Source organism: Alistipes sp. An31A (assembly GCF_002159425.1).
GTDB lineage: Bacteria > Bacteroidota > Bacteroidia > Bacteroidales > Rikenellaceae > Alistipes > Alistipes excrementigallinarum.
On the sequence record NZ_NFIO01000005.1, the window covers coordinates 56,759 to 68,860 of the forward strand.

General features: G+C 67.3%; 7 protein-coding genes. 4 read left to right on the forward strand and 3 right to left on the reverse strand.

What is annotated here, in order from left to right; translation table 11 throughout:
- Nucleotides 1–67: 67 nt before the first annotated feature.
- Nucleotides 68–793 (reverse strand): DNA repair protein RecO C-terminal domain-containing protein, encoded by a 726-nt coding sequence (locus B5F90_RS06130; RefSeq protein ID WP_087361923.1) that lies wholly within the window; start codon nucleotides 791–793, stop codon nucleotides 68–70.
- A gap of 338 nt (nucleotides 794–1,131) precedes the next feature.
- Nucleotides 1,132–1,965 (reverse strand): 50S ribosomal protein L11 methyltransferase, encoded by an 834-nt coding sequence (gene prmA, locus B5F90_RS06135; RefSeq protein ID WP_087361924.1) that lies wholly within the window; start codon nucleotides 1,963–1,965, stop codon nucleotides 1,132–1,134.
- A 69-nt stretch (nucleotides 1,966–2,034) separates the two neighbouring features.
- Here prmA and xerD point away from each other — a divergent pair, with 69 nt between their 5' ends.
- The 3 genes from xerD (at nucleotide 2,035) to B5F90_RS06150 (ending at nucleotide 7,677) form a co-directional block, all read left to right on the forward strand.
- Nucleotides 2,035–2,931, forward strand: a complete 897-nt coding sequence (xerD, locus tag B5F90_RS06140; RefSeq protein WP_087361925.1) for a site-specific tyrosine recombinase XerD — start codon at nucleotides 2,035–2,037, stop codon at nucleotides 2,929–2,931.
- A 424-nt stretch (nucleotides 2,932–3,355) separates the two neighbouring features.
- Nucleotides 3,356–6,244: an ATP-binding protein gene (locus tag B5F90_RS06145; RefSeq protein WP_087361926.1), complete on the forward strand. Its 2,889-nt coding sequence runs from the start codon at nucleotides 3,356–3,358 to the stop codon at nucleotides 6,242–6,244.
- Nucleotides 6,241–7,677, forward strand: coding sequence for a sigma-54 dependent transcriptional regulator (locus tag B5F90_RS06150; RefSeq protein ID WP_087361927.1), 1,437 nt, complete (start codon nucleotides 6,241–6,243; stop codon nucleotides 7,675–7,677). The genes B5F90_RS06145 and B5F90_RS06150 overlap by 4 nt, the downstream gene beginning before the upstream one ends.
- Before the next feature lie 998 nt (nucleotides 7,678–8,675).
- Here B5F90_RS06150 and B5F90_RS06155 read toward each other — a convergent pair.
- Nucleotides 8,676–10,979: a patatin-like phospholipase family protein gene (locus B5F90_RS06155; RefSeq protein WP_087361928.1), complete on the reverse strand. Its 2,304-nt coding sequence runs from the start codon at nucleotides 10,977–10,979 to the stop codon at nucleotides 8,676–8,678.
- Between the two features lie 89 nt (nucleotides 10,980–11,068).
- Between B5F90_RS06155 and B5F90_RS06160 the strand changes: the two genes are divergently transcribed.
- Nucleotides 11,069–12,091, forward strand: coding sequence for a phenylalanine--tRNA ligase subunit alpha (locus B5F90_RS06160; protein WP_087361929.1), 1,023 nt, complete (start codon nucleotides 11,069–11,071; stop codon nucleotides 12,089–12,091).
- Nucleotides 12,092–12,102 lie beyond the last annotated feature (11 nt).

A 12,102-nucleotide genomic window follows, 5' to 3' on the forward strand; every position in this document is an offset into this window, starting at 1 on the left:
CCACTCGACCTCCCTTCCGGCCGGCTCCGTGTACGCACCTCCGCGCATTGCCCTTCGGCTCCGCCCCTCAGAAGACCTCGCGCAGAATCCGCACCGACTGCACGGCGCTGATGGCGTCGAGGTGGTAGCCGTAGTAGTCGAGCATCGCATTGAGGAACTCGACCCGCTGCGTGCGGTTGAGCGCCAGCGTCCCCAGGCGGTTCACCTCGAGGTGCATCAGTTCGTGGAGCGTGCGGGCGTTCTGCTCCGACATAATTAAAACGTTGCGCAGGGCGGTTTTCGTATAGAGTCCCTCGCGGATGTCGAAGCAGTCCCCCTCGCGGTAGTCGTTGCCCGGAAAGAAGCCCAGAAAGCGGCTCAGACGGGCCAGAAACCAGAGGTGGAAGTTGGCCACCCCCTCCTGCAGCTCGTCGAGCGCCGCCACGCCGTTCCATACGAACTCGAAGAGAGGCTCGTTGGGCTCGCTCTCCTTGACCAGCCGGTAGAGTACCTCGGCCATGAAGAGCGCCACGGTCGACTTGCGCACGTCGAAGGGGAGCGTGCGGAGCGCGATGCCGCTGTGCACCTCGCGAAAGCGGTCCATCTGCTGGCGCGACGACTCGAGCCCCTCGAACTCGAGGGCGAACATCGGCTGGAAGAGCGCCAGTTTGGAGCCGCGCCCCCGGCTGCTGCGGACCCCCTGCACCATGTAGCTGCGGCGGCCGCCCACGTCGGTGAGCAGAAAGACGACCATCGATGAGTCGCCGTATTTGAGCGTGTGCAGCACGATGCCGCGTCCCTTGTAGCTTTTCACGTTTTCGGTTTGCAGTACGACACAATGGAGCGCCGAGTGCCTTCCCGGCCCCGGCGCCGCAGCCCCCGGCGGGCGGGAGGGCGGAAGGGGAAGGCGGGGGGCTTTGGCCGCGGGCTGGCGGGCGAGGTCAACCGGCGGGTTGGCAGGCGGAGCAGACCAGCGGGCTGGCGGGCGAAGCCAACCGGCGGGGTTGACGGCCGAAGCCGACCGACGGGCTGGCCGACGGCCGGCCGGGTAAAACAGCCGGGCCCGGCAACCGGGTCTGCCGGCCGGGGCAGGTGACCGGGGGAAACCGCCGGGGCAGACCGCCGTATCAACCGCCACCCCCGGGGACCGGGTCAGGCCTCCGTGCGGCGCAGGTGGAGCAGCTGCCAGCCGTCGCGTTCGCGGCGGGCCACAGGCTCAAATCCCAGCTCGCGGCCACGCGCCAGCAGGCACTCGACATCGCCGGCCAGGAAGCCGCTCAGCAGCAGGTCGCCCCCCGCGGCGAGCGTCGCCGCATAGGCGGGCATGTCGGCCATGAGGATGTTGCGGTTGATGTTGGCCAGGATGAAGTCGAAGCGGCGCCCCGCAAGCAGCCGCGCATCGCCCAGCAGCGGCTCGACCTGCGCACCGACGCCATTGGCCTCGGCATTCTCGCGGCAGTTCTCCACAGCCCAGTCGTCGATGTCGATGGCCGTCATCCGCCGGGCCCCGCAGCGGGCCGCCAGGATGGCCAGCACGCCGGTGCCGCACCCCATGTCAAGTCCGCAGCGGCCGGCAACCCCCAAATCGAGCGTCGCGGAGGCCATGAGCCACGTGGTGGCGTGGTGCCCCGTGCCGAACGACATGCGCGGCATGATGACCACCTCGGCCACCCCCTCGGGCGCCGGCGCATGGAACGGCGCACGGATGAGCAGCCGCCCCTCCACCTCGACGGGCGGGAAGTTGCGCTCCCAGAGGGCGTTCCAGTTCTGCGTCTCGATGGCGACGTAGCGCCCCTCGAGCCCCATCCGCCCGAGCATCGCATCGACCTCGGCCTTGCAGTCGGCCAGCCGCTCGCCCGGGATGTAGGCCTTGAGCAGCGTCCCCTCGGTCTCGAAGCTCTCGAAGGGGTAGTCGGCCAGTTCGGCCGTCACAATCTCGCACTGCTCGCCGTCGCGGCAGGGGATATTCAAGACGACATAGTCCATAATTATGTAAAATTTTTCGTACCTTTGAGGACAAAGTTACGGATAATCTTCGGAAACCCGACCCGTCGAATGGCAGAAAATACGAAAAAGTGGGAGGAGGAGGCCCGCCGCTACCGCCTCTACATCCGCCTTGAGAAGCGTCTCTCGCAGAACACCGTCGCCTCGTACATGCGCGACCTAAGGCAGTTCGCCCACTTCATCCTGCGGCAGTACGACGTCGCCCCGCGCAAGGTCGAGCAACAGATGGTCGAGCGCTACATGGGGTGGCTCTTCGACCGCGGCCGCGAGAAGGCCTCGCAGGCGCGGGCGCTCAGCGGCGTGAAGAGCTTCTTCAACTACCTGCTCCTGAGCGACCGCATCGAGTCGTCGCCCGCCGAGTTCGTCAACGCCCCCAAGTTCGGGCGGCCGCTGCCCGACATCCTCTCGACCGAGGAGATTGACCGCATCATCGCCGCCGCACAGGGGCCGACGACCAAGGGGCTGCGCGACGGCGCCATGCTCGAGGTGCTCTACTCGTGCGGGCTGCGCGCTTCGGAGCTCGTGTCGCTGCGGATGAGCGACCTCTTCTTCGGCGAGGGCTACATCCGCGTCATCGGCAAGGGGGACAAGCAGCGGCTGGTCCCCATCAGCAGCGTGGCGCGCGACAAGGTGCAGCGCTACCTCGAGAAGCGGCGCGAGGTGACCACCAGCGACGACGCCGTCTTCCTCAACAACCGCGGCGGAAGGCTCACGCGCGTGATGCTCTTCACCATCATCAGGCAGGCGGCCGCGCGGGCCGGCATCACGAAGCACATCAGCCCCCACACCTTCCGCCACTCGTTCGCCACCCATCTGCTCGAGGGGGGCGCCAGCATCCGCCAGGTGCAGGAGATGCTGGGCCACGAGAGCATCCTGACCACCGAAATCTACACCCACCTGGACAGCGACCGCCTGCGCGAGACGGTCGAAAAGCACCTGCCCGTCTGAGGGGGGGGGAGAGGCGGCGGGGGTCCGCACGTCCGAGGCGGCAAAGGAGGCGGGCGGCGGGAAGCGGGGCGCCGCCCGTCCGAGGCAACAAAGGAGGCAGGTGCCGGGAGGGAGGCGGGCGCCAACCCGTCCGAGGCAGCAAAGGAGGCAGGCGCCGGGAGGCGGGCGCCAACCCGTCCGAGGCAGCAAAGGAGGCAGGAGCCGACCCGTCCGAGGAGGAGCCGCGGCGGAGAAGACGGGCGGCGGGCCCTCTTCTGAAAAAGGCGGCCGCCGGAGACCGTTTCGGGAGGCCCGTCCGAGCCGCCCGCCCACCGAAAACCGCCCACCGAAAACCGTCGCCGGAAACCGCTGCCGGAAACCGCTGCCGAAGCGGCCCGCGGCGGGAAATTTGGCAAAACGGGCCGCGAACCCTATCTTTGTACCGATGCCGGAAGAGTCGAAATTCGTCAAGACCAAAATCGTCGCAGGATACCTTCTGCTGGTCGCTGCGGCGCTGCTCGCGGTGGGCTACGTCTACCGCGAAACGGTGCGCGTCGCTGCGCCCGACGGCTCCTACGCGCTGCTCCACCTCAAGCGCAACATGGTGGGCGAGACGCTCTACCACCTCTACCGCGCCGAGAGCTGCGCCCAGCTCGCCATTGCCGGCTACTCCTCCTACGACGCCCGCTACGGCAGCGAAATCGACTCCGTGCGCCGCTGCCTCGACTCGCTGCGCCGCCTCTCGCCCGACGCCGACTCGCTCCAGCGGCTGAGGCTCGACAGCATCGAACACCTCATCGCCGAAAAGGTGCTCCGCTCCACCAACCTCCGCCGCTCCATCCGCTCGGCGGGGAGCGCCGCGCTGCTCGACGCCAACGTCGAACGGCTCCTCGCACGGCTCGACTCGCTCTCGGCCGAGGCAAGCCTCACGCAGCCCCCCGTGCGCAGCGTCATCTCGCAGGACACCGTCGCCACGCCGCGCCGCAAGAGGCGCTTCTTCCGCCGCATCGCCGACATCTTCAGCCCCCCGAAGGAGGATTCGACGCTCGTCATCTCGCGCCGCGAGGTCATCGACTCGCTCCCCTCGGCCGAGTCGATGCGCGACACCATCGGGTCGGTGCTCCGCACGCTCCAGAGCACGGTGACCAGCCAGCGCCTCGCCTACAACGACCGGGCCTGGAACGAGGGGCTGCGGCTGAGGGCCAGCAACGAGCTGGTCGACGAGAAGGTCTACCGCCTCATCCGCGACTTCGAGCAGGAGGAGACCGCCTACCTGCTCGGCCGCATCGAACGCGACGAGGCGCTGCGCAAACGCACCACCCGCCAGCTGGGGGCCATCGCCTCGGCGGCCGTCGCCCTCATGCTGCTCTTCGTGGCGATTCTCTGGCGCGACATCAACCGCAGCAACCGCTACAAGCGGGCCCTCGAGCAGGCCAACCGTGACAAGGCGGCGCTGCTCGACGCCCGCCAGAAGCTGATGCTGGCCGTCACGCACGACATCAAGGCGCCGCTGGGGGCCATCATGGGCTACACCGAACTGCTCGAACGGCTCACCCGCGGCGAGCGCGAACGCCACTATCTGGAGAACATCACCCGCTCGTCGGAGCATCTGCTCGCCCTGACGCGCAGCCTGCTCGACTTCTACCGGCTCGACATCCACAAGATGGAGCTCAACACGGTGCCCTTCATCCCCGAGCGCCTCTTCGAGGCCATCCGCGCGGGCTTTGCCGCGCAGGCCGCCGCCAAGGGGCTTACGCTGACGCTCCGCACGGGGGAGGGCTGCCGCTGCGAGGTGACGGGCGACGCCTCGCGCATCCGCCAGGTGGCCGACAACCTGCTCTCGAACGCCGTGAAGTTCACCGACACGGGGGGCGTGGAGCTCGAGGTGGCCTGCGGCGGGGGGCGGCTCCGCTTCTCGGTGCGCGACACGGGGCGGGGCATCGGGGCCGGGGAGCGGGAGCGCATCTTCCGCGAGTTCGAACGGAGCAGCTCGGCCCGCGGGGTCGAGGGGTTCGGGCTGGGGCTCTCGATTGTGGAGCGGCTCGTGCGGCTGCTCGGGGGCGAAATCACCCTCGAGAGCAGCCCCGGAAAGGGGAGCTGCTTCACGGTGACGCTTCCCGTCGGGGAGCGCACGGCAGGGCCGCGGGGCACCCTCCCGGAGCGGAAGGAGGAGTGCGCCCGGGCGGACGGGGCGACGCTGCTGGTGGTGGACGACGACCCGCTGCAGCTCGAGCTGACCGAGGCGCAGTGCCGCCAGGCGGGCATCCGAGCCGTCAGCTGCAGCCACCCCGAGCGGGCGGCGCAGATGGCCGCCGAGGGGCGCTTCGACGTGGTGCTGACCGACATCCAGATGCCCGGCACCGACGGATTCGGCGTGCGGGCCGAGGTGGAGCGGGCGGTGCCCGGGCTGCCGGTCATCGCCGTGACGGCCCGCAGCGAGACCGACGAGCTCCTCGAAGCGGGCTTTGCCGCCGCGCTGCGCAAGCCCTTCACGCGGGCGGAGCTCTGCGCGACGCTGGCCGCCGTGCTGCACCGCACGGGGCCGGACCGGGAGACGGAGCCGGACGGGGCGGAAGAGCGGCCCGATGCGGAGGAGCTGCCGGCGGGGGATTCGCCGAAGCGGTCCGAAGCGGGACAGTCCGGGACGGGAACTTCACCCAAGCAGTCCGACAGGCAGCAGACAGAGGCGGAGCGGACCGGGGCCAAGCAGCCGGAAGAGGCGGGAGCCGGGGAGCCGGGAGAAGCAGGCGCCGGGGCGGAGCGGAAGCGAACCGCAAAGCCGGGGCCGGAAGAACCGGGAGATTCAATAGAACCCGGAGAGCCAAGTGATTCAACAGAGCCGGGCGAATCGGGCGATTCTATAGAATCGGGAGAACCAGGAAAACCGATAGAAACGGACGGGGCGGGAGATTCAACAGAACCAACAGGGTCGGACGGGCCGGTGGAGCGGCCCGATTTCGGGCGGCTGACCGCCTTTGCGGGCGACGACCCCGAGGCGGCGCATGCCATTCTGCGCTCGTTTGTCGAGCAGCACACCGCCTCGGTCGAGACGCTGCGCCGCGCCCTCGCCTGCGGGGACACGGCGACGCTGCGCGCCACGGCCCACCGCATGCTCCCCCTCTTCACGATGCTCGACGCCCGGAGCGTAACGACCCCCCTGCGCCGTGCCGAACGCCTCGAGGGGCCCCTCACCCCCCAATTCCGGGCGGAGATGGAGCGCGCCTGCGAAAATGCCCGCCAAATCCTCGTTTTCGCCCAAAAAGAGGTATCTTTGTCCCGGGAGCGCTCCTCCGGAGAGGAGGGCGACGGCGCCCCCTTCAAGATGGACCGATGAACGAAACACGCTGTGACATACTGATTGTCGACGACGACATCACCCTCGCGCTGATGCTCCGCACGTGGCTCTCGAAGCAGGGCTTCGGGGCCGAGAGCGTATCGACGGCCGAGGCGGCCCGGCGGAGGCTCTCCGAGGGGGCGTTCCGTCTGGTGCTCTGCGACATGCGCCTGCCCGACGCCGACGGCACCGAGCTGCTGGAGTGGATGGCCGCGGAGGGCATCGCAACGCCCGTCATCATCATGACGGGCTATGCCGACATCCAGAACGCCGTGCAGTGCATGAAGCTCGGGGCGCGCGACTACGTGGCCAAACCGGTCAACCCCGAGCTGCTGCTCCAGAAAATCCGCGAGGCGCTCGCCGCAGGGGAGGCCGCAGACGGGGAGACCGTCCGCGACGCCGCACAGGGCTCCGGAAGGGGCTCGGCAACCATCTCCGCGACAGGCTCCGGGGCCGGCACGGCGACCGCCGCCCCGGCGGCCCGCACCCCGGCGCGGCGGTCACAGCCGCAGATGCAGCGCCGCAACTACATCGAGGGGCGCAGCGACGCCGCCCGCAAGCTCTACGAACACGTGCGGCTCGTCGCCCCGACCAACATGTCGGTGCTCATCACCGGCGCCAGCGGCACGGGCAAGGAGCACATCGCCCAGCTGATTCACAGCGAGAGCAAGCGCTCGGGGCGCCCCTTCGTGGCGGTCGACTGCGGCTCGGTGCCGCGCGAGCTGGCCGCCTCGGAGTTCTTCGGCCACGTCAAGGGCTCCTTCACGGGGGCCGTCGGCGACAAGACCGGAGCCTTCATGGCGGCCAACGGAGGCACGCTCTTCCTCGACGAAATCGGCAACCTGAGCTACGAGACCCAGGTGCAGCTGCTCCGCGCACTGCAGGAGCGCCGCATCCGCCCCGTGGGGAGCAACCGTGAAATCGACATCGACATCCGGCTGGTCGCCGCCACCAACGAGGAGCTCGAGGCGGCCATCGCCCGCGGCACCTTCCGCGCCGACCTCTACCACCGCATCAACCAGTTTGCGCTCCGCATGCCCGAGCTGCAGCAGATGCGCGAGGATATTCCGCTCTATGCCGACTTCTTCCTCGACGAGGCCAACCGCGAGCTGGGGCGGCAAATTGTGGGGTTCGACGCTGCGGCCAGCGCCCTGCTGCTGCGCTACGACTGGCCGGGCAACCTGCGCCAGCTGCGCAACGCCGTGATGTCGGCCACGCTGCTGGCCACCGGGCGGTACATCACGGCCCGGGACCTGCCCGCCGAGCTGGCCGGAGCTCCGGTCCCTGCGCCGCTGCGCGACCGCGCCGGCGAGGAGGAGCAGATTCGTCAGGCGCTCGCCGCCACGGGGGGCAACAAGTCGCAGGCGGCCCGGCTGCTGGGCATCGACCGCAAGACGCTCTACAACAAGCTCCACCTCTACCACATCGAATAACGTCCGGCAGGCCGGCAAAGAGGGGGCCGGAACAGACCACAGCCATTCAAGAGGGCCGGCGAGGAGGCAAGGCCGGCGGCGACCCATCGAAAAGCATTTCGGGCGGCACAACGCCCTGGCCCGGGATTCCGGCCGCCCCGGCATTGAGACCGGCACGGAATTGAGGCCGGCATGGGGCCGCTCCACACCCCCTGCACACAAAATTCGTGGAAAAATTCCACACCTGCGACAGTCGCTCCACACCCATCCGGACGGCACAATCCGAAGCAACACATTGACTGACAATGCATTGTCGTTTTACGTGCAATGCGGTACCCTTCTTGCGCCTCGTTTAGACAGAAACAGAGGCGAAAAGCCGCAAACGGAATAACGAACCCACAAAAAAGAAGGTTACCGTAGCGAAGGAATGAAGCCCGCCGGGGCGGCCGCAGCGCCGTCCGCAGTGCAGGGCCACACCATACAGAGACGGCAAATCCACCGGTCCGGGAGCGGGCGGTGAGGCCGGAAATTCGGACAAAGGCGGTACCGGGAAAGGAGGTGAAACAGGAGGAAGCAGAACCGGGAACCAATCCCGCCTCCAGGTTGAAGAGTGAAGGAGACGAACGAACGGAGGCGGGAACCGCACCGAAAGGTCCGCGCCAAAAAATGACGGCGATTTGCCATCGCACAGTCAGTTAGTTAAACAATTGCTTGCCGGGTTACCCCGCATCCTCAACGGATGCGGGGTATACTCATTTTGTGCGGGCGGGGGTGGTGCCGGAAGGCGGGGATACGGGCAGCGGCGGGAGCGTGGGTGGCCGGAGGGAGTGCGGCCGACCAGAGGGGGGCGAAGAAAGAGGCGGCGGAGGCGTGGCGCGGACTGCGGAAGGGAACGGCAGGCGTGAGCGGGGCACAAGAACGCGGCGGCCGGAGGGAGTGCGGCCGGCCGGAGAGAGTCGGAAAGAGGAAGTCGGAAAGAGGGCAGGGGCGGCGGGGTCCCGGCGGCGGCCCTCAACAGGTCAATAGAAGGTCCCCTTGGGGGCGAAAATGGCGTAGCCGAAGTTGAAGGTCAGGTACATGTTCTTCCACGTGTCGACCTCGTACTTGGTCAGCGACAGGCTCACCGGCCCGATGGGCGTGTGGTAGACCAGCGACGCCTCGGCAATGCTGTGCCAGTGGCGGTCCGCCACCGACGTGTTCCCCTCCGGTCGGTAGGCCCTCCGGTCGCGGTACATCGCGTAGAAGCCCGCACGGAAGAAGAAGTTGGGCATCAGGTCGAAGGTCGGCATCACGCCCGCACCCACGAAGCGACGCGCCCGGAAGTCGGGCATGTAAATCATCCGCGTGTGGGCGATGGGCTCGTAGGCCGGCATCGAGAGGAGCGTCGAGTTGTCGGTCGTGAAGTCCGGGTGGTTCGTGTAGACCCCGTCGAGGCTCACCCCGAAGGAGAACCACGGTACCGTCGGCAGGTCGAAGTACTTCTCGTAGGTGAAGCGCACGCCGCCCCACTGCCGGAACTCCTTCGAGAGGTAGTGACGCATGTCGTAGGGCTCGTACTTGTCGCGTCCGACGACGTAGATGGCCGAGAAGGTGAGGTTGGAGCCCCGGCGCGGGTAGAGCCACTTGTCGAAGGTGTTGCGCCCGATTTCGCCCTTGAGCCCGAAGAAGGAGAAGCGCGAAAGGTCGGTCTCTTCGGCGAGGAAGTCCTCCGAGTCGTAGCGGTAGTTGACGTGGCCGCCGTTGGCCCGCAGCGTGAAGAGGCTCCGCTGCGTGAGGGGCATCCCCACGGCCAGCGACAGGAAGCTGGCGCTCTGCTTGATGGGCTGCGTGTTGTTGATTTTCGTCACGTTGCCGAACGAGCCGTGGCGGTAGTTCTGCACCGAGAAGTTGTAGGAGTAGTCCAGGAAGAGGGGCTTCCAGGCGTAGAAGTCGGTGCGGCCCCCCACCGAGCCCCACGTGTAGAGCGGCCCCAGGTAGAGGTCGACCCCCAGCGACTGCGCCACGCGCCCGATGCGGCGGTAGGTAGCCCCGATGTAGGCCTGGTTGAAGGCCGTCGAGGAGACGTTGCCTCCGACCAGCAGCCGGAAGTTGGGCTTGGTGACGAAGCGGGCGCGGAAGGTGTAGCGGCCGCTCACGCTGTCGTAGAGCGCCCGCGGGAACTCCATCGAGAAGTCGCCGTCGGCCAGCACCGAGTAGAGGTTGTCGCGCAGCTGGGCGAAGTTCAGCTCGCGTTCACCGCCGTGGTGCTTCTCGTCGAGCTTGACGAAGTCGCGCACGTATTCGCGCTGCGCGCGGGTGAGCCCCTCGATGTCGTAGCTGCCGAAGCGCAACTCGGGGCAGCGGGCGCGGAAGGCCTCGCGGCGCGCGGCATACTGCTCGGGGGTGCGGCGGTCGCGGATGCGCTCGAGGATTTCGGGCATCTTCTCCATGGCGTCGGCGTAGCCCGCATCCATGATTTCGACGGCGCGGTCGAAGTCGAGCATGTTGACGTCGACGGCACGCCGCACGGTGATGCTCCGCCCGCGTGGCATCTCGTAGTCGGTGCCGTACATGGCCAGCATGAAGGCCTGGTCGAAGAGGCCGTTCTCCTCGCTCGGGGCGCGCCCGCCGTCGGTGCAGATGCTGCCGATGAGCAGGTCGGGGCGGAAGCCCACGTCGAGCGACCGCCAGGGGAAGTTGTCGTAGATGCCGCCGTCGTAGAGCAGCATCGAGTCGATTTTCATCGGCTTGAATACCAGCGGGATGGACATCGACGAGCGGACCGCCTCGCTCAGGTCGCCCGAGCGCAGCACCACCGGTTCGCGGGCGTTCATGTCGCTGGCCACGCAGAGGAAGGGGACCATCAGCTCGTCGAAGTCGCCGCCGCAGGCCGCCGTGGCCGGGGCAAAGAGCTCGGTGAGGGCCATGTCGATTTGGGTCGACGAGATGAGGTTGGTCGGCGTGCGGAAGAGCTTGACCGAGTCGTCGCCCAGGTTGAAGCGGAAGGTGACGAACGACGGCAGGCGGCTCACCTGGCGGTAGTAGGCCGTATAGCGGGGGTCGATGCGTCCCGAGACCCACTCCTTGACCACCCCCGAGGAGACGATTTCGCGCATCTCGGCCGGGGAGTAGCCCGCGGCGTACATCGCCGCGATGATGGAGCCCATCGAGGTGCCGGCCACGTAGTCAATCGGCACGCCGCACTCCTCGAAGGCCTCCAACACGCCGATGTGGTAGAGCCCCTTGGCTCCGCCGCCGCTCATCACCACGCCCACGCGCTGCGCCCGCACGACGCCCGCCGCAAGGAGCGCCACGAGGAGAAAAGAGAGGGTTTTTCGGAACATATCCCAATTTTTTTGTAACTTTGCACGTTATATTGCCGTAACGTCGCAAGAGGCGATAAAAGTAGGGAAAAAGAACAAACTATCAAAATATGACCGACAAAATCAATGAGCTTCTCCGACGAGTCGAAGAGTTCAAACCCAAGGCCGCGGCCGATGTCGAGGAGTTCCGCATCAAAATCCTGGGCAAGAAGGGCGAACTGAACGCCCTGCTCGAAGAGTTCAAGGGGGTTGCGCCGGAGCTCAAGCGCGAGTTGGGCCAGAAAATCAACCACCTGAAGAGCGTCGCCACGGAGCGCATCAACGCCCTGCGCAGCCAGATGCAGCAGCAGGCCGCCGACGCCCCCGCCTGCGAGGACATGAGCCGTCCCGGCTCGGCCGAACGGCTCGGGTCGCGCCACCCCATCGCGCTGGTGAAGAACCAGATTGTCGAGGTCTTCTCGCGTCTGGGATACACCGTGGCCGAGGGGCCCGAAATCGAGGATGACTGGCACGTCTTCTCGGCGCTCAACTTCCCGCCCGAGCACCCGGCGCGCGACATGCAGGACACCTTCTTCATCGAGAAGAACCCCGACATCCTGCTGCGCACCCACACCTCGTCGATTCAGGTCCGCACGATGGAGCGTCAGAAGCCCCCCATCCGCGTCATCTGCCCGGGCCGCGTCTTCCGCAACGAGGCCATCTCCTACCGCGCCCACTGCATCTTCCACCAGATTGAGGGGCTCTACATCGACGAGGGGGTTTCGTTCGCCGACCTGAAGCAGTCGCTGCTCTACTTCGCCAAGGAGGTCTTCGGCGAGCAGACCGCCATCCGCATGCGCCCCTCCTACTTCCCCTTCACCGAGCCCTCGGCCGAGGTCGACGTCTCGTGCAACCTCTGCGGAGGAAAGGGGTGCCCGGTTTGCAAGGGGACCGGCTGGCTCGAAATCATGGGCTGCGGCATGGTTGACCCCAACGTGCTGGAGGCCAACGGAATAGACCCGAAGAAGTACTCGGGATTCGCCTTCGGCATGGGCATCGAGCGCATCGCCATGCTCAAGTACGGAGTCAAGGACCTGCGCCTCTACTTCGAGAACGACGTGCGGTTCCTCCATCAGTTCGACACGGCGCTCTGAGGCGTCGCGAC